19 protein-coding genes are annotated in these 17,123 nt (G+C 48.7%); 9 read left to right on the top strand and 10 right to left on the bottom strand.

What is annotated here, in order from left to right; translation table 11 throughout:
* The first annotated feature begins 83 nt into the window (after positions 1-83).
* From OCV80_RS08885 to OCV80_RS08870, 4 genes are all read left to right on the top strand, one after another.
* On the top strand, positions 84-1,181 hold the full coding sequence (locus OCV80_RS08885) for an amidoligase family protein (RefSeq protein ID WP_119311362.1): 1,098 nt from the start codon (positions 84-86) through the stop codon (positions 1,179-1,181).
* Position 1,182: 1 nt separating this feature from the next.
* Entirely contained in the window at positions 1,183-2,106 is a 924-nt protein-coding gene (locus tag OCV80_RS08880) for a class II glutamine amidotransferase (RefSeq protein WP_119311363.1), read from the top strand.
* 1 nt (position 2,107) lies between these two features.
* A complete protein-coding gene (locus OCV80_RS08875; RefSeq protein WP_119311364.1) occupies positions 2,108-2,467 on the top strand; it encodes a DUF3846 domain-containing protein in 360 nt (119 codons plus the stop codon).
* A 128-nt stretch (positions 2,468-2,595) separates the two neighbouring features.
* On the top strand, positions 2,596-3,162 hold the full coding sequence (locus tag OCV80_RS08870) for a tyrosine-type recombinase/integrase (protein ID WP_119311365.1): 567 nt from the start codon (positions 2,596-2,598) through the stop codon (positions 3,160-3,162).
* A gap of 471 nt (positions 3,163-3,633) precedes the next feature.
* Here the strand turns inward: OCV80_RS08870 and OCV80_RS08865 are convergent, their stop codons facing one another.
* The gene (locus tag OCV80_RS08865; RefSeq protein ID WP_119311366.1) at positions 3,634-4,575 is read right to left on the bottom strand and encodes a helix-turn-helix domain-containing protein; all 942 of its coding nucleotides are present in this window, start codon (positions 4,573-4,575) and stop codon (positions 3,634-3,636) included.
* A gap of 127 nt (positions 4,576-4,702) precedes the next feature.
* On the opposite strand from OCV80_RS08865, the gene OCV80_RS08860 reads away from it, so the two are divergent.
* The 4 genes from OCV80_RS08860 (at position 4,703) to OCV80_RS08845 (ending at position 8,239) form a co-directional block, all read left to right on the top strand.
* Positions 4,703-6,424, top strand: coding sequence for a DNA primase family protein (locus OCV80_RS08860; RefSeq protein ID WP_119311367.1), 1,722 nt, complete (start codon positions 4,703-4,705; stop codon positions 6,422-6,424).
* A complete protein-coding gene (locus OCV80_RS08855; protein ID WP_119311368.1) occupies positions 6,421-6,675 on the top strand; it encodes a hypothetical protein in 255 nt (84 codons plus the stop codon). Before OCV80_RS08860 ends, OCV80_RS08855 begins: the two co-directional genes overlap by 4 nt.
* A gap of 2 nt (positions 6,676-6,677) precedes the next feature.
* Positions 6,678-6,944 carry a DNA-binding protein gene (locus OCV80_RS08850; protein WP_181446420.1) on the top strand — a complete coding sequence of 89 codons (267 nt, stop codon included), beginning with the start codon at positions 6,678-6,680 and terminating at the stop codon, positions 6,942-6,944.
* A 62-nt stretch (positions 6,945-7,006) separates the two neighbouring features.
* The gene (locus OCV80_RS08845; RefSeq protein WP_119311369.1) at positions 7,007-8,239 is read left to right on the top strand and encodes a site-specific integrase; all 1,233 of its coding nucleotides are present in this window, start codon (positions 7,007-7,009) and stop codon (positions 8,237-8,239) included.
* A gap of 66 nt (positions 8,240-8,305) precedes the next feature.
* Here the strand turns inward: OCV80_RS08845 and OCV80_RS08840 are convergent, their stop codons facing one another.
* From OCV80_RS08840 to OCV80_RS08815, 6 genes are all read right to left on the bottom strand, one after another.
* The gene (locus tag OCV80_RS08840) at positions 8,306-9,322 is read right to left on the bottom strand and encodes a DNA/RNA helicase domain-containing protein (RefSeq protein WP_203005779.1); all 1,017 of its coding nucleotides are present in this window, start codon (positions 9,320-9,322) and stop codon (positions 8,306-8,308) included.
* Positions 9,235-9,939, bottom strand: a complete 705-nt coding sequence (locus tag OCV80_RS08835; protein ID WP_197714229.1) for a GIY-YIG nuclease family protein — start codon at positions 9,937-9,939, stop codon at positions 9,235-9,237. Before OCV80_RS08835 ends, OCV80_RS08840 begins: the two co-directional genes overlap by 88 nt.
* A 759-nt stretch (positions 9,940-10,698) precedes the next feature.
* Entirely contained in the window at positions 10,699-11,739 is a 1,041-nt protein-coding gene (locus OCV80_RS08830) for a hypothetical protein (protein WP_119311370.1), read from the bottom strand.
* Between the two features lie 12 nt (positions 11,740-11,751).
* A complete protein-coding gene (locus tag OCV80_RS08825) occupies positions 11,752-12,003 on the bottom strand; it encodes a YkgJ family cysteine cluster protein (protein ID WP_119311371.1) in 252 nt (83 codons plus the stop codon).
* Between the two features lie 9 nt (positions 12,004-12,012).
* The gene (locus OCV80_RS08820; RefSeq protein WP_267288364.1) at positions 12,013-13,224 is read right to left on the bottom strand and encodes a hypothetical protein; all 1,212 of its coding nucleotides are present in this window, start codon (positions 13,222-13,224) and stop codon (positions 12,013-12,015) included.
* A 76-nt stretch (positions 13,225-13,300) separates the two neighbouring features.
* The gene (locus OCV80_RS08815; RefSeq protein WP_249390788.1) at positions 13,301-14,269 is read right to left on the bottom strand and encodes a helix-turn-helix transcriptional regulator; all 969 of its coding nucleotides are present in this window, start codon (positions 14,267-14,269) and stop codon (positions 13,301-13,303) included.
* Positions 14,270-14,443: 174 nt separating this feature from the next.
* On the opposite strand from OCV80_RS08815, the gene OCV80_RS08810 reads away from it, so the two are divergent.
* Positions 14,444-14,776 (top strand): helix-turn-helix domain-containing protein, encoded by a 333-nt coding sequence (locus OCV80_RS08810; RefSeq protein WP_119311373.1) that lies wholly within the window; start codon positions 14,444-14,446, stop codon positions 14,774-14,776.
* Between the two features lie 42 nt (positions 14,777-14,818).
* On the opposite strand, the gene OCV80_RS08805 is transcribed toward OCV80_RS08810, so the two are convergent.
* From OCV80_RS08805 to OCV80_RS08795, 3 genes are all read right to left on the bottom strand, one after another.
* Positions 14,819-15,748, bottom strand: a complete 930-nt coding sequence (locus OCV80_RS08805) for a class II glutamine amidotransferase (RefSeq protein WP_119311374.1) — start codon at positions 15,746-15,748, stop codon at positions 14,819-14,821.
* 2 nt (positions 15,749-15,750) lie between these two features.
* Complete coding sequence (locus OCV80_RS08800; protein ID WP_119311375.1) at positions 15,751-16,866, bottom strand: amidoligase family protein; 1,116 nt, start codon at positions 16,864-16,866, stop codon at positions 15,751-15,753.
* A gap of 3 nt (positions 16,867-16,869) precedes the next feature.
* On the bottom strand, positions 16,870-17,123 hold a 254-nt coding region (locus tag OCV80_RS08795), incomplete at its 5' end, for a hypothetical protein (protein WP_267288363.1).

The raw sequence follows: 17,123 nt of genomic DNA, 5'->3' as shown, positions 1-17,123 counted from the left end.
TAATTGAATGATATATTATCTCCATGTATAAAGCCCGAGGCGAAACAGCCTCGGGCAAATTTTGTTTATGGAGGTAATTGACTATGAAAACCAAGGAAGTATGTTCCCATTGTGGGCATGAATTTCCCCGAACAGAGCTGACGGAGTTCGATGGCGAGTTCCTTTGTCCCGCCTGTCTCGAAACGGAGACTTCGGTGTGCGAAGACTGCGGAAGGCGCATTTGGAACGACAACAATGAGGGCAGCGGCGATTTGATCCTCTGCGGCAGCTGTTATGAAAGAAACTATGTTCACTGCTCCCGCTGCGGCCGTCTGCTTCACGAAAACAACGCTTTCTATTTCGGGGACGATGATGAGCCGTACTGTGAGTCCTGCCATGATATGCTGGACAGTCGGATCATCCACGAGTACAGCTACCGCCCTGCACCCAACTTCTACGGCAATGGCCCCCGCTTTTTCGGCGTGGAGCTTGAGATCGACGAGGGCGGCGAGTATGAGTCCAAAGCTAAGAAACTGTTGAACGTAGCCAACCGGGATACTGAGAATATCTATATCAAGCATGATGGCAGTCTGGATGAAGGGCTTGAACTCGTGACCCATCCTATGTCGCTTGAATATCAGCTGACAAAGATGCCCTGGGTAGAGGTCATGGCGGAGGCCGTGCGACAGGGCTACCGCTCCCATCAGGCCAACACCTGTGGTCTGCATGTCCATGTGAGCCGGGAGGCCTTCGGTGCATTTGCGGTGGAGCAGGACAGCGCCATTGCACGTGTGTTGTTCTTTGTGGAGCGTCACTGGAATGAGCTTCTGAAATTCAGCCGCCGTACTCAGCGCCAGTTGGAGCGCTGGGCCGCCCGGTACGGCTACAAGGATCATCCCACCGAAATGATGGAGCATGTCAAGAAAGGCCGGTGTAACCGCTATACCTGCGTCAATCTGACCAATGAGGATACCATTGAGTTCCGGATCTTCCGGGGCACTCTGAAATACAATACGCTGATCGCCACGCTGCAGATGGTCAACCGAATCTGCGACGTGGCGATTTGTATGTCCGATGATGAACTCAGAGCCATGTCGTGGAGTGAGTTTGTGTCCGGTGTTACTGAGCCGGAGCTGATCCAGTATCTCAAGGAACGCCGCCTGTACCTCAATGAACCTGTTGCTGTGTCTGAGGAGGTCTGATATGTGCTGCTTATTCGGACTTTTAGATTACGGCCACTCTCTGACTGCTGCTCAGAAAAACCACATTCTGGCGGTGCTTTCTACCGTCTGTGAGGCCCGTGGCACCGATGCCACCGGAATCGCCTATAACACCGATAACGGATTGCAGATCTATAAGCGTCCACTTCCTGCTCACCACCTTCGATTGCGTATTCCAAAGGACACCAATTATGTCATGGGCCACACAAGAATGACCACGCAAGGCTGTGAGAAACACAACCACAATAATCATCCGTTCAGTGGCCGTGCAGGTGGGGTTCCTTTCGCTCTGGCCCACAACGGCATTCTCCACAATGACCATGAACTTCGGAGGCAGAGGAAACTTCCTTCCACAAAAATCGAAACCGACAGCTATGTAGCTGTCCAGCTGATCGAGCGATCCGGAGAACTGTCCTTTGCAAGCCTGAAACAGATGGCCGAAGCCGTGGAAGGAACCTTTACATTCACGGTAACGGACAATACGGACAACCTGTATATCGTGAAGGGAAACAATCCCCTCTGCCTGTACCACTGGCCCAAGTTAGGGCTGTACCTCTACGCATCCACCGAGGACATCCTGAAACGGGCCTTACAGGGCATCCGGCTCAAGCTGGGTAAACCGCAGGAGGTCAATATCGACTCCGGGGAGATCGTCCGTATTGACCGCTTTGGCCGTATTACCCGGAGCATTTTCGATACCTCCCATCTTTTCCGCAGCCGCAGTTACTTTGGCTGGCCCTACCGCTTTTCCCTCTGGGACAACGATACCGCTTATGACAGCTATGTGTCCGAACTGAAATCGGTAGCCAGAGCCTTCGGATATGCTCCCGACGATATTGATGATCTGCTGAACGATGGGTTTACCCCGGAAGAAATCGAAGAATGCTTTTACACGATGGAGGTATGACATGAAAATTCTCATGGTCGAACCCGGCAAGGCACCGAAGGAAAAGAACATCTCCGGCACTCTGGATTCCATGCAGGAAGCTGTTGGTGGGACGATTCAGGCCATCTATCCCTTTGACGAACCTGTGGCTCTGATTTGCAACGATGATGGCAAACTGATGAATCTGCCCATGTGCCGCTCTATTCACGAAATAGGGGATATCATCTTCGGCAGCTTCTTTGTCTGCGCCGCCCCACCCGGGCATCGGAATTTCACATCTCTATCCAAGGAGCAGATCGAGCGATACAAGGAGCGGTTCCGCTTCCCGGAAACTTTTCTGCGTATCGGCGGCGATGCCATCTTTGTGCTGAGAAATTTGTGATTGTTCGTTAAATTGTAGAAATACGACTACCAAAATCCAGTGTTTTCAAGGCTTTCAGCGGATTGGCCTTAAAAGTTCGTATTTCCCAGGACGATAATTCGTATTTCAGACTGGATTGGAGGTGCAAAATGAACAAGCGAACCGTGGCTCTGACCACGGAGCAATACAAGGAAATCATCTCAACCATGAAGCAGGGCTTCACCGGATGCCGTCCGAACCCACGGGCGGCAACGGCACTCATGCTGGAAGCAAACTTGGGTTTGCGCATCTCGGACATTGTTCAGCTTCGCCTGTGCGATATTGTCAAGGACGGCAACCGCTATCGTCTTGCCATCATAGAGCAGAAAACCGGAAAGGCCCGTGTGTTTACCGTTCCTCTGGCGCTGTATCAGTTTATCCGATGCTACTGTCTGGATAATGGCATTGGGAGCAATGATCTCATATTCCCGGTCACGGAACGGTCGGTACAGAAGCATCTGAAAACCGTCTGCGACTATTTGGGTTTCTCCGGTATCAGCACACATAGCTTCCGAAAGTATTACGCAACGGAGATTTACAAAAACAGCAACTACAATATTGCGTTGGTCCAGCAGCTCCTGCAGCACAGCAGCGCTGCCGTGACACAGCGCTACATCGGCATCCAGCAGAAGGAGTTGGAGGATGCCATTGAAAGCCATTTGAAATTAGACGTTTGAAAGGAGGAACCCGCAGTGATTTGGTTCTTGGTTGGATTTGTTATCACCATGATCGCTTTCTGCTTCACCGAAGTCTGCACCGCAAAATGATTCCCGCTATCATCATGGATGCCATAACTCTGTTCCTGAAAGGTGCCAGTGCCGCTATTGCAGTGTATGTGTCCATGCTCAAGAAACGGGACAAATGATTTGAGGGGTTAGGGCGCTGGCCCTAACCCCTTTTCTATATGTCAACTTTTGGTTTGGGGGAGGGGAATGGGGCCTCAACGCCCTGCGGGCGGCTCGGCCTTCCCCTCCCCCAAGCCTCTTTCCCTTCTGGCCCAAACAATACCTGCTCACCAAACTTTACTGTGTCAATGTGCTTGTGTCAGAACTACTCTAAATTTTACGGGTCAAAAAGCATAATTACGGCGGATTCACAGTCGATGATTCAAGCTGCTTTTGACACTGACACATCGGCACAATAATTTATCAATCCTGTTCCGTATGCGTGAAAGCAAGGTCTGACAACGATTGTAACTTTGTAGCCCTGTTATTTTGTACAAACGAACTGCTTTCGTCAATAAACCCACCATCTCTTAAAAATCGCAACACAAAAAGCTTTTCCTCTGGTGTACCTCTTGTAATCGCAAGGAAACATTTCAACAAATCAAGGTCTTTGTACCCAAGTTTCTCGAGCGTAAAGATTGTTTCAAGTATATGATATGGATCCTTTTCTGTTATTCTTTCGCATCTGTTGCTCTTGATATCGGTACGGCGCTCCTTTGCGAAGGCTTCATCCCCAATCTTTTGAAAAAGTCTTTGTATCAAAGGAATGCCAAATAATGCATTTTTAATCACTTCATGCCGCTTGTCTTTGGCATCACAGATTCGTAAGAAAACCTGCATCAACTCACGATCCTCTTTGGAAGCCAATACACCATCTTTATAAAGGGCCATTACCGCTTCATCCGCATAAATCAGCGCTGGCGGTCTTGGTGTGCTATTAGCGCAACTGAGTGCAAACATTATAGGCTCTGTAATTGTCGGCAAAAACTTTTCTACTGGAAACTCCCCCGTATAGTCCAATGGGTTATCTGTTTTCCCAACAAGGTACAGCGGAGATACATCATAGATTAAAGCAAACAGCTTAAGATATGTTCTGTCAATAGATGCCCTTGGCCTGAGGGCATTCTCATAACCAACAATTGAAACATGGGACAAGTTAAGTAGATTTCCTACAGATGTTTCAGTCAATCCAATTCTTTCCCGACATTCACGCAATTTTGTTGCATAATACGAGACTGTTTTGGGGTCAATCAGCTCCGCGTCCTTGAGTTTGCTGATAGCTATCTCGGTTTGCGTTACATGAGCAGGAAATTGGGTCTCAATTTTTCCACAGGTCTTGAGTACTTCTTTTTTCTTGCGAGGCATGGTTTCTCTCCTTTGTAACTTTCTCTTGTTGAAAAAAGGTTGTTTATGTTGCGAATTCTCGACTTTCAGTTTTCGTGGCAGGATGAAATAGTCAAATGACACCAAAATCAGCAAAGGAGAGTTTGCCATGGAAAAGAAACATTCCAACCCGTACCTTGAGCACATTGGTTCACAGCAAAAACTATTCGAACCCATGATACCTACACGACCAATTAGGGACGTAAATAACCACTCAAAAGTTATTTACATAGACGAAACCAGAGAACGCATCCCCGATCCGCCGAATCCGAGAAATCTGTTAATCCCTATGGACTTTCATGAACCGGATGCAATCGATATGAGCAACAAAGAGATCCTCAAGATGAAGGGCCTTGTTTCGGAACCGGCGATGTACAGAAATACTTCCATACCCACGTCAACACCTGTGTACCGTCAGATACAAGTTCCTTCAAAGGATGAGCAGCCCACAGTGCAGGAATTGCTTCCGAAAGTCAAAGTATCAAAAGCTACCGACGCTGAGAGCGCTCCCTCTACCTCAGAAGACAAAATGTCACCGTATGATACTGCGCAGTATTTACTTACACGCTTCCACATGAAGTCAATAAGTAATGTACTGCACATATTTGATGGTCAGTGTTACCGGCCATATCCAACAGATACAGCGTTACGCTTTATTGTTGATAAGTGTCGCTCACAAGCCAAGGCCGCCGGTACCCCCAGTTTTCCTAAATCGGTATATGATTGTCTTCGCAACGAACCTCGCATTGAATGCAAAGTGGGAGAAAACAGTACTGAACGCTATCGCTTTGTAACTTTTGAGAATGGAACCCTCGACCTTAAAACAGGCCAGCTACATCCCCATTCACCCCAATATTTTACAACATACTGCCTTAAATGTCAGTATAACCCGAGCTTCGCTAATCTGTCTACGCCCTATTTTGATACCTTCCTCCATCAGATGAGTGGTGGTGATAGGTTGTTAGAGGCCAGGGTGTTGGAATTCATTGGCTACTGTCTTGTTCCGGATCTTGATGGGCGAGTAATTTTCTTGCTTCAAGGTTACTCTGGCGCAGGCAAATCTTTAATTTCGAATTTTCTCCGCAGTCTTTATCCCGACGAAGTCGTTTCATCGTTGAATGTCCATGAACTTGGTGACAAGTTCGCTGTGTCCGAGTTGAGTCGCAAGGTCATATGTTTGTCGCCTGACCTTCCCGCCGGAGTGCTCGATGATAAGTCAGTCAGTGCTCTGAAAAAACTCAGTGGCCACGACAAAGTATCCTCCGATGTAAAATTCCAATCTCGGGTGGAATTTGAGTGCGAGGCAACATTTGTTTTAGCAACAAATCACATGTTATGCACCAAAAGGAGAGATGAGGCATTGATTGACCGTATCGTTGTAATTCCCTTTGCCTTCCCCGTGGCAAAGGAGGCCCGCATGCCGTCGTTAATCGATAACCTAAAGGAGGAAACGGATCGTATAGCTAATCGGGCACTACAGGCATATTTTTGTCTCCGCAGTAAGCATTACATCTTTTCTGGCAACTACGAGATCAATGCGGTTACTGAGGCAACATCAATCAGTAGCGACCTCGAATCATGTATGGCAGCATTTGTACAAGACTGGATTATTCCCGATCCCAATGGAGGTGTCCATAATTGCGAAGCCTGCGAACTTTTTTGCAGCATTTATAATCTTAGTATAAACGATAACGCTTTTTCCCGGTTATTTACTCGGTTTGTTTCTCAAAAACATCCTATTGAACATGGTCGGGTGAGATTGCCCGGTGGTGGAAATCCCAAAAATTACATAAAAGGAATACGACTTAAGGATGGAGGGCAAGTGAAATGAGAATTTATGCGGTTTTCGGAGATAATGCTGTTATGATTGAGTATTCCTATGAGCACGCAAGGTATTGCCTGCACAAGTACTTCCGTGGTGCACATTACACCAAAGCATTCGGCAGCATTGCCGAGGCAACAGCCGAAGCAACCGACCATCTGTGGGAAATTGCCCCGCTGAACCGGGCTATACCGGAGTTCCTCAAACCCGGGAAGATTTACTTTGCCAATAAGCTTCCCCTGAATACCCAAGGAGAATAGCCATGGCCAAGAAAATGAAATCTGACCCGCCTGAACTGCTCCCGATGCTGATGCCGGCCAGTATGATGGCAAAGGTTTCCGGGATCGGCGAGGCAACTCTGCGAACCTTGATGGCACAGGGGGAAATCGAATACCTGCAGATCGGCAACCACCGCTTACTCAGCGTCAATGCCATCTGGGCCTATTACGAAACCCATAAGACACCTTCTAAGCCTGCTATTAAGGCGAGGTTTGACGCTATCCAGAAAATGAATGCGGAGAGCGCATAATCAAATCTGTCCCGGAAGGCACACGCCTTCCGGGACTCTGATCCAACTATAAGGAGGCAAAAATGGCTATTACAGAAAGAACCGTTCAAAATAAGCGTAACAGTGTCGGGGAATTAACCGGGAAACCCGGTATAGTTTACGACGTGAACATCAAGCACAAAGTCAACGGACAGCAGAAAACACATTCCAAGAAAGGTTTTGCCACAAAAAAAGAGGCCTTGCAGTACGAAGCAGCCATGAAAAACAAGCTTTCAAATCCGTCCTATGTTGCACCTACAGCTGCCCAACGGAAAATGACTGTGGAGGAATATTTGGAGGAATGGGTCGAGCGGCACGGAAATGCTAATCTCCGTCCCAGTACAAAGGCCAGCTACAGGTCTCATATCCGTAATCACGTGATTCCGTATATCGGAAGCGTTCCGCTTGGGCAGGTAACTCCTGCCATGCTGGATGATATGTTCCGGCAGTTGTACGAGAAAGGTCTCTCCCATAGCTCAGTGAAATATGCCCATCGCGTTGTAGGGGTTGCTTTCGAACACGCACGGAAGTACCATTACATCGAAAACAACCCTGCAAGGGACGTTATCACTAAGTTCGGCAAGCAGGGCAAGACTCCTGACCCTTATACGACCGAGCAAATGAGCACACTATTTGCCAATGTGGCTGGTTCCAAGTGGGAACTGATCGTGGTTCTCGGAGGCCTTTATGGGCTTCGGTTGTCTGAAATTCTTGGTCTTCGATGGAGAAATATTGATCTTGAATCCAAGACGTTTGCTGTGGTTGAGCAGCTGCCGTTCGGAATACCGGCGGGAACAGTGACCATTGATGAAATGGCTCCTGTAAAATCCAGTGATCGTGTCCTGCCGATCACAGACCTTACTCTGCCATACTTTCAGCGCCAGCTGGCATTACAGGCCGAACAGAGAACTTTGCTGACCGGAGCGGGACAAGCCTGCTATGACAATGATTTGGTTATCGCCAAGCCCAACGGGGCACCGGAGCGCCGGGAGCGGGTATCCTCGAATTTTGGTCAGCTTCTGAGGCACACTGGGATGCCTCATATGCGTTTTCATGACTTGAGACATTCGGCAGCAACCAACATGCATCAGCTTACAGGCGATTTTTATACCGTAGGTATGATCCTGGGGCACAGCTTGAAGGGCATCGGTATCCAGCTCGGAATCTCCAATAACCTTGAGTCTGTCACCGCTCAGTATGTAGATGTGCGTCTGGATCGGAAACAGGTGGTGCTTGATACATACCATAGAGCTGTGTTGAGTGGCACCAATGTTTAAATAATAAGGCCAGCGTTGAATTTCAGCGCTGGCCTTATTCTCAACGTATATCTTTTAGTAACACTCTTATCTAACTATCGGAATAAACTTCCCTAGATATTCGCGCAAAGCATCATCGCAAACATATACATAGGTTCCTAATATTCCGCGAGTCAGCAGAACTGCGTAAGTGTTGAGAATATAGTTTTTTAATTCATCATCTGCTACAGACCGTTTCACTTTATTGTCAAAAAAGTGTTTTCGATTAACTCTAACTTCTCTGCTTTCAGTATCATAATACAAATCCGGGCCAATAACTACCGCAGCATAGTTCAGATCAAGCCCAGGCAATGAATATATGCTGCCCATCTCCTGCTTTGCGTTCGGGTTTCTAAGCCATCCGCCAGTCTGGCGATTCCACCATACATCAACTCCATCGATAGATATGTCCGGTCTATCAGGAGAGTCTTTCGCAATCCACTTCCAAGCATACCCTCCACACAATCTACACAAGCCAACAGACTTTTCTTTCATATCAAGAGTCTCAATCATATCGCTAAAGGAGCAAAAAATCTTGAATTCATAGTTTTTGAAATTTAAAGCGGAGAGCTGTTTTTGATTCAATACGGCATGAATATAGGGAACGTAGTCGTTTCCGGCGCGAATACGCATCTGATCCTGTAGTTCTACCGGACGGATACCACAATGTGAAATATCAAGGCGTTGATGAAAAACATCGTAAGGAATATCAGAAGGACACGCAATTTGCTTTCTATCGTAGAGCAACACAAGACAATCGGAGTTTTTCACAAGCCAGTCTAATTCGTCATGCGTATCATCCAACCCCAGCCTAGTGTTGCCGCTTCGGAAATTAGTAATATACATACCCAGATTTTTGTTTCTTCGTAATCTGTGCGCCTCGTCACAAATGATAATGTCATAATGCTTTTTTGTAACATCAATTGGGCTAATAATCTCTTTATCATAGCCCCCAGGCAGACGCTTAAATGCAGATCTTAGTTCACTTCGTGTGGCAGAATTGGAAAATACCAAACCGACTTGCTTTCCGTTGAAATCAGGGTTCGTCTTAAGGTGATAGAACAAAGAGGATGCAATGACCGTCTTTCCGGTTCCTGCATCACCTTCCAGAAGTATGGGCCTAGCCTTTTTTGCCTTTCGTTGTTTTGTGATGCGCTGGTATGTATGGCATTTACAATATTTGTCAAGGTGGCAATCTGTTTATCTGTAAGGCTCGTTTGAGGAGAATACTTAAACTCCGTTTTATTCAGGATGGCTTGAAACTCTTTGTGCTTTACCAATCCACGCTCTACCAGCTGTGGCCATAGCCTGTCAAAGCCCAGTTCAAACTCGTTTTTTCGCCGATAAAATGTGCGTTCACCCTCACTGCGATTGATGACATGAAATCTGCGATCAATACGCATTAATTTAATCAAAAGTTTTTCAAAATGCTTTGCCGGAGTTTCTTCAATGTCCTCGCCTGTTATTACGTGGATTCTCTTAAAATGAAAACGGTAACACCAATCATCCTTACGATGATGCTCCTTGCTTCGTTCAATAATATCATTTGTCTCACCGACATACGCATCTCTGCCATTCTCTAAGATATACACATAGTGAAAATCATGAGGGAATGTCCATTTGCCGTAGTCAGGGGAGGCATAGTCATATGTCGTAATTTCAAAACTAACTGTTGTAACCATTTCCATCACCTTTGCATTTAATCAGGCTACATTGATTATACAAATAAAATCATACAAACACAACCGAAAATCCCTGTTATCATATCGTCTTATACGTTTCCGTATGATGCGTGGTAACCCTCAAAAGCTATATGAGTTCTGCATATGATATTCTGAAGTTTTATACGTTTCTACCGCCCCTCTGGGCACCATTTGGGCTCCACAGCATTCATTTTCGCCGAATGGTATTCAGTGCTTGGGCACCACAAACAGGGCACCATGGGCACCATTTTGGTTTTTGCCGCAATCGAAACTTAATATCAAGCAAAGAGAAAACCCTTGGAAACTCAGCATTTCCAAGGGTTTTTGGCGGAGGCGGTGGGATTCGAACCCACGGACGGGATTAACCGTCAAACGATTTCGAGGGGAATAATGCATAAAATATTTGCTCATATTTGTGCATAACGTTTTATTTTGCCATGGAAAGTAGCTATATAAAAGAAAAATTCCATTTTTCTTCACACTGGTGAATTTCTGACTTCATATCATCACAGATCGGCAAAAGCACCATTTCGGCACCACGCTAAGCAATCATCCTCCCTGGGGTAACGTCAGAGACATCGCGGCTTAAGCCGCGTCAAATGAAGGCCGTGCAACCCCCTGGCCGGACGGGGGTTGTAGGCCTTCATTTGACGCCTTCCCGACAGGGCGCCGAAGGCCAAAATTTTGACGATGTGGGAGCGGAGGTCGTAGACTTGTCTTAAACCTCTATACTTTCTATCAAGTCAGAGCTGTAAGTCCCTTTTCTTTCAGGAACGCATCGGAACTATTGATAGCCAAATCAATGTCGACCTGGTTAATTCGATTGACCTCGGTAGTGGAGCCACTGGAGAGAACGAGCTGGACTTTGCACATCTGGAAGAGGAGAGCTACCAGTTGGACAGTGTTCTCTGTCATAAGCTTCTCCGAATCGGTAAATTCGTTCCAGTCAGTTTTTCCGGTAAGAATCACCAAGTTGCCCAGTTGGGCGAGATGTCGCATATACACATTGTTAGTAGCAGACAGAGCTTTTTCGAACCGTTCTTCTGTCATGTGCAAAGATTCAAGATAGGCACAGATTCGGTCAATTTCTGTCTTGGCTTTTTTCATCTGTTCCATAGCCTCGTCCGCTTTGGCTGAGAGCTTGTTTCCGGTAAAGTTGAAGATAATGCCGCCTACCAGGAGACCCATGCCCAGAGTGGTGGCACCAAGAATGGTGGTTCCAAGAGCTATACCGCCGCCACCGGCAGCCAGTGCACCACCACCCAGGGCAGCCAGCGTGGCGTTAGTGGCAGCTGCACCACTAAGCGAGGCGATGGCAGTGCCTGTGGAGGCAGTACCCAAAGCCATAACGGCAGCAGTAGTAGCACCAGCAGCAGCAAACCCACCGGCAGTTCCCAAAGCTGCTCCACTCAGCCCTCCCAGTAGAACACCAGCACCGACCGACACCTTTTTCAGATCCTCTGGACTGTATGTTGGAATCGTGACGTCACCGTGCTTGAAAGCGCGGAACTCCGGCTTATTCTGGATGCGCTCAAAAATGTCTGAGAACTTCTGAAAACTCTGCAGAATCTCCAGCTCCAGCTTTCCCAGACGATCCATGGCAGCAGTGCAACGTTCATTCCTTATCTCAAACCGCCTGACATTGGCTGTATGTGCCTCTTGAGTTTGCTTCATGGTGTCATTGGCTTTTTTCATTTTAACTCCACCATGAATTGCACTCCCAACACCAGCTGCTCCGGCAACTGCTGCTGCAGCTCCTAAAATTAAAGGTAATGGCATCGTAAATTCCTCCTATTTTTCTAAATTCTTTAGTCTTTGGCAGGCCTCGCGGTTCAGGCGATAATATGTATCGATAGGCATCACTTCCTTGAAGAATTTCTGGTAGCTCTCGTCTACTCTGCACAGCAATGGACGTTTCTCATAAATGCTGCACAGATTTCCAGACAGATATTTGCAGGTGCCATCGCCCCGATCCAGCTCTGCATACAGCTTAGATATATCCAGGTGCCGACAGCAGGCTCCACAACGATCACACTCAAACATAGCGATTGCTCATTCGTAAATCAGATGCCGGCTCTTATCCCTCATAAAAGTGTCAAAATCACCTTCCCAGGGAATCGAAATGCCAAGCTCCACCATGTTCTTTTTCAAAAAGAAATTGAGGCTCTTTTCATCTTCGATGCAGTCAATATAACTTTCAAGCGGTTGGTATTGGGCGGTTTCTTTTTGGAATGCAGCCAAATCAATTCTTTTGAGTTGCTCCATATATGTTTGCAGTGATGCGGTAATTTTCTTATAGGCATCCAACTGCTTTTGCAGAGGTGCTTGAATACCAGCCCTGAGGCAAATTTCCTTTAGCACCAGCACCGTGAAACGTCCCCATGCGATGATGTTCATACGAGTAAAAAACATTAGCCAATTTCCACCAGAACGGACCAATGCGTCTGCCCCATCCATCAAACATAATGTACCATGTCCGAAAAGGAGCATTATGCGCAAGTCGGTATGTGACTGGGTGGGGATGCACTCCTTTAATGGCTTCTTGAAATAGAATCGCTGCTTTATCATCCAGATAAAACGGACCAATAGCTCACAAAGTAGTACAGGAAGCGACATGGCTATGCCAAACCGGGCGTCGTACCCCTCTTGAAAGGCTCGAACAGCCAATGTGGCCAAATCTTGTTTATCCTGTCCAATGTTGAACTTTCCGAAGTTGCAAAATTGGAAGAGTTCAAAAAATGGAATCGCCACACCTGATCCTCTTCCAATGTTACCGCGACTACCAGAACTTCCCGCAACATCGGACATGATGTGTCCAAACCAATTTACAATGCCGCAGAAAACTTTAGAGACAAGGTTATTGCCTTGCAATTCAAAGGATTCTGTTTTGATAGTAACCAGTTTTCCCCCGCTCACAAACGAAGATGTAGATGTAAATTGATTTAAGACTGAGAAAAACAATCCGATGATATCGGGCGAATGTGACAGAGATTTGATGTGGTGGTTTTTGGTACTCATATTGAATGCACCGCCCACATCCGCTGAATATCTCTGGTCGTAGTTGACTTTATATTGTCTTTCCAGATAACCAATTGCACTAGCAACGTTGCCTTCTTTTCCAGGTCGTGGAGACCATCCACTTTTTTCTGCAAATTTTTTTACAGCTTCATCTACTTGCGCATCCGTCCATTTTCCAATGACGCTTTGGCTCGGTGCACCTACTAGAAAAATATCAACTAAACCAGAGACTGCCCCACAGGCCACTGCAATTAAATAGTCGGATGAATCGCAGGCGTGTTTCTGTAGCAGTTCACCATCTTTTTTTCAATTAAATCCTCCATTATTGCATCCCCTTTCCTTGCTCATTCGTTTTTTGTGGGCAGTCTTTCCAAATTACACGGTCCCCCTGGCTTCTTAGCCACATTTCAATGCCCTTGCCAAAGACCTCCGCGCGGATCTCATAACATCCGTCGTGCTCACTGAGTATCTCCGCCGTGGAGAGCCGGTCCAGTACCGCCTCCACGGATGGCCCTTTATAGATAAAACGCACCGTTTCCAGTTTCCCGCCGTACATGAACTGGACCCGCTTCCGGAACTCCCCCTCAGAGAAACGGCGGCTGTATGGCACCTGGAAGTGCTCGTCCAGCACCTGGAGCTTCTCGATCCTGTCCACCCGGTAGATCGTGGGGAAGGGATCATCGGCATTCTCAAAGTGCTCTGCCCGGTCGATGCCCTCAATAAAAGCGGTCAGATAGAAATAGAACTCCGAAAACAGCAGGCCCACAGGCTGGAGCCGTCGGCTCTTCCGCTCTCCCTGCTGGGTGCGATAGACTGCCTCGACCACGGAATGGCTCCAAATCGCCTGTCCCAGTGTCCAAAGCTGGTTCGAGAGCCGTTTCCCATGATATGGCTCCACATAGTAGAACCGCTCGTTCGCCAGGATCTGGCCCAGGAGCTTCCGGCTCTGCGGGGAGGCACACCGGCTCAGGAGCTTATCCAGAATCGGCTCCATCTCATCCTTCGGCATGGAGCGGCTGTCCAGCAGGATTTTGCACACCGCCAGCAGCTCCCCGCAGGAGAGAAAGCTCCCGGCGGCGGAGGTCAGCTCATACCGCTGCTCCTTCGCCTTGTATAGGATCTCCTGCGGCGGCTCCTGACTGGCAAAAAAATTACGCAGGCAGTCGATGTCCCTCTGGATGCTGCGCTCGTTGACACCAAAGCGAGCAGCGGCTTCTTTTTTCTGCAATCCCTCTCCGTGGACCAGCATTTCATAGAGATACAGCAGGCGGCTGTTCTTGTCTGTCTCCACGCCACCACCTCCTGTCTCTATCATAGCAGCGGACATAGACACTTTTTGTCCATGTAAAAAATTGCGCTGAAAGTTCAACGTCATTATACCCTAAAAGTTATATCCATTCAACCCCACAAGTTCATTTATAGATAAAACTCTCCGGGTTAAACTGATGAAAAACGGAGGGGCGCTATGGACTGGGTATCAATCGGCGGGAGAATTCGCAGGCAGCGGGAATTTCTGGGCTACACACGGGAGCAGTTCGCGGAGCTGCTGGACGTGACGCCGAAATTCTGCTCGGATATTGAGCTGGGTGTCAAGGGGATGTCCGTCCAGACCCTGTGCCGGATCTCTGAGGTCCTGCGCCTGTCCACGGATTTCATCCTTTTTGGCAGGGAGAACACCGAGAGTTCCAGCCCCATCACGCAGCTGCTCCGTAGCTGTTCCTCCTCTGAGCAGGCCTATGCGGAACAGCTTCTGAAAACCTTTATCATGGCAATGAATGCAAAAAAAGAATCGCTTTGACAAGCGATTCTTTTTTTGCGTCCACTCCCGATGGGGAATGGATTAGATCTCACCGCTGTAAAACAGGTCTTCCAGCTCTTCAGCGGTGAAGCCTTGGGCGGCCAGCAGGTCAATATCCTCCGGAGAATACCCAAAGGCCAGCGCCACGGTTTTCAGTTCATCCAAATGGGTCGTGTCTTTTTCCGCATGGGGGAAACTGCGGCAGTATGGATCGTTCATCAGGAACCGGGGGTATCTGAACCGGAACAGCTTGCTGTCATCAAAGGTCTCCCGGTCGAGCCGCCCAGTCTGGTTAATCCGCAGAATCTCTCCGCACTGGACAGGAACCTTCCGGCTCTTTCCAAGCGGTACTTGAAGCTTCCGGAGCGCCTGACGAAGGATTTCTTCCGTTGAGGCATAGAGATAGAGACCGCAGTCCGGGAAGAAATACAGGCAGAAGGGGTTGTCTCCCTTGACGATGTAGAAACTTCCGTCATCTCCCAGCACCGTGATCGTGAAGGAGCCTTCCAGCAGCTCCGCCATATACCGGAGGCTGTCAAAGTTCAGAATGCCCTTCTGCACAATCAGCTGGACGGCGATGTAGCTGTCCGTCTCAATCCTGGTTCTGGAAAGATGCAGGCTCTTCCGCAGGCTGATGTCATTGTCTAAAACGCCATTGTGGGCCAGGGCAAAGGTCCCAGTCTGCATGATCCCCCGGAACGGGTGGTTGTTATAGTTCTTTCTGGCACTGCCCTGGGTCGTCATGCGGGTGTGGCCCATGGCGAAGCGGGAGTTGTCGCGGACGTAGAAGTTCAGCTTGTGGCCGGGAATGGGCTTCTTATAGATATGGAGATTCCTGCCGGAGTCATAGGCCACACCGGTGGCGTCCGTTCCCCTGGCCTCACTGGCAGATGCCAGCGCATGGAGCATCTTGGATTTTTCCTTCCCGGTAAAGCGCAGCTCCGTGTCGATCAATCCAAACAGACAGCACATTGTCACACCTCCACTTCCGCCATGACCGGCTCGTTGACATACAGACGCCGCTCTTTCAGATACCGCACCAGCTCCGGAGCCTGACAGCCGGAGACAAAGGAAGTCCAGGACAGGGCTTTCAGCTCGTCGTCAGACAGATAGATCGCCACGTCACAGATCCGGTCAACGAGCTGCAACGTGGCGATCAGGGTATTGTATTTGAGTGTTCCCCGGAACATCCGGAATTCGATGGTGTCCCGGTTGGTGAGGTTTACGCAGGTATAGCGCCCGCCGTGATACCCCTTCTTGGCGTGATCCAGGATCTCCATGGGCTGCTCCTTATAGCCGTAACGGGATGCCCACTGATCCAGCTGGTGCTGGGTGCGGCGGCTGAATTTCAGCAGCTCTTCCCAGTGCTTCTCGAAAAAGTAGAGGACACGGGCAATGGCGGTGTCCTGTTGTTCCTCAGTCTCTCCAAAAGCCAGACGACTCACATGGACATGGAGGCCACAGGTCCCGGCCTGATGGCTGGTGTAGCCCAGATCCACAGCTCCTTTGCAGATTTGCTCCCAGGGTATCTGCTGGAGCTGGTAGCTCAGGGACATGGGGTGCGTGACGATCTCAAATCCCTCTTCCAGGGAGCCATCATGCTTGCAGTAGATCCGTTCCTCTTCTTCGTTGGCGATCCGCAGGAGTTTTTTGGCGTTGGAGCCGTACTCCCCGGCTCCATCGATTTCTAGCTCCACGCCAAAGAACCTGGGGCCGTCTCCATAGAAAATCGGCTCCGGTTTGTAGCAGTAGTCCTGAATGGCCCGGTCGCCGGCGGTCCGGGTATAGCAGGCATGGCAGAGCGGTTCTTCCTCGTCCGGGTCATCCCGGTCATAGTAGGCTTCGTCGTTGTGAAGCAGCTCCCCGCAGCGGACGCAGTTGGTGTAATAGCGGTCATAGCAACGCTCGCAGAGCGGCGTGTCACTGTTCCCGGCATTATCGTCGGTCCAGATCCGTTCTCCACAGACATGACAGGTCACGGTCTCCTCTGCAAAACAGCGGGGGCAAAGGAATTGCCCGTCGAACTCTTCCCGCTGGGAGATAAGGTATTCACGTCCGCAGATCGCGCAGACATAGGTTTCCTCTTTCATCACTCATTCCTCCTTCATCACTTGGTCGATGATCGTACATAAGATAGCAGCGGCGGCAGCCAGGATGATCCCCAGGACATTTTTCCTGGAATCAGTTTTCACCCCAGGGTGCAGACCTTGCGGAGCAGCTGGTCTACCAGCTCCACCAGAATAGCGCGGATCACGGAAAGCAGTGTGTTCAGCATGGTTTTCCTCCTTTTTCCTTTCAAAATGAAAAAGCGGCGGCGATTGCTGAATGCCAAAGGCATTCAGCAATC

The sequence above is a fragment of the Oscillibacter acetigenes genome (assembly GCF_025567605.1).
GTDB lineage: Bacteria > Bacillota > Clostridia > Oscillospirales > Oscillospiraceae > Oscillibacter > Oscillibacter welbionis.
The sequence above is the reverse complement of the archived record's forward strand: the minus strand, read 5'-3'. Positions and strand labels throughout refer to the sequence as shown.

Bases quoted from the DNA above. Each gene is read 5' to 3' on its own strand.
- OCV80_RS08860 (WP_119311367.1), top strand. From the start codon at position 4,703: ATGGAAAAGAAACATTCCAACCCGTACCTTGAGCACATTGGTTCACAG.
- OCV80_RS08825 (WP_119311371.1), bottom strand. From the start codon at position 12,003: ATGTTTGAGTGTGATCGTTGTGGAGCCTGCTGTCGGCACCTGGATATA.
- OCV80_RS08880 (WP_119311363.1), top strand. From the start codon at position 1,183: ATGTGCTGCTTATTCGGACTTTTAGATTACGGCCACTCTCTGACTGCT.
- OCV80_RS08805 (WP_119311374.1), bottom strand. From the start codon at position 15,748: ATGTGCTGTCTGTTTGGATTGATCGACACGGAGCTGCGCTTTACCGGG.
- OCV80_RS08850 (WP_181446420.1), top strand. From the start codon at position 6,678: ATGGCCAAGAAAATGAAATCTGACCCGCCTGAACTGCTCCCGATGCTG.
- OCV80_RS08855 (WP_119311368.1), top strand. From the start codon at position 6,421: ATGAGAATTTATGCGGTTTTCGGAGATAATGCTGTTATGATTGAGTAT.
- OCV80_RS08885 (WP_119311362.1), top strand. From the start codon at position 84: ATGAAAACCAAGGAAGTATGTTCCCATTGTGGGCATGAATTTCCCCGA.
- OCV80_RS08835 (WP_197714229.1), bottom strand. From the start codon at position 9,939: ATGGTTACAACAGTTAGTTTTGAAATTACGACATATGACTATGCCTCC.
- OCV80_RS08800 (WP_119311375.1), bottom strand. From the start codon at position 16,866: ATGAAAGAGGAAACCTATGTCTGCGCGATCTGCGGACGTGAATACCTT.
- OCV80_RS08875 (WP_119311364.1), top strand. From the start codon at position 2,108: ATGAAAATTCTCATGGTCGAACCCGGCAAGGCACCGAAGGAAAAGAAC.
- OCV80_RS08810 (WP_119311373.1), top strand. From the start codon at position 14,444: ATGGACTGGGTATCAATCGGCGGGAGAATTCGCAGGCAGCGGGAATTT.
- OCV80_RS08830 (WP_119311370.1), bottom strand. From the start codon at position 11,739: ATGCCATTACCTTTAATTTTAGGAGCTGCAGCAGCAGTTGCCGGAGCA.
- OCV80_RS08865 (WP_119311366.1), bottom strand. From the start codon at position 4,575: ATGCCTCGCAAGAAAAAAGAAGTACTCAAGACCTGTGGAAAAATTGAG.
- OCV80_RS08870 (WP_119311365.1), top strand. From the start codon at position 2,596: ATGAACAAGCGAACCGTGGCTCTGACCACGGAGCAATACAAGGAAATC.
- OCV80_RS08845 (WP_119311369.1), top strand. From the start codon at position 7,007: ATGGCTATTACAGAAAGAACCGTTCAAAATAAGCGTAACAGTGTCGGG.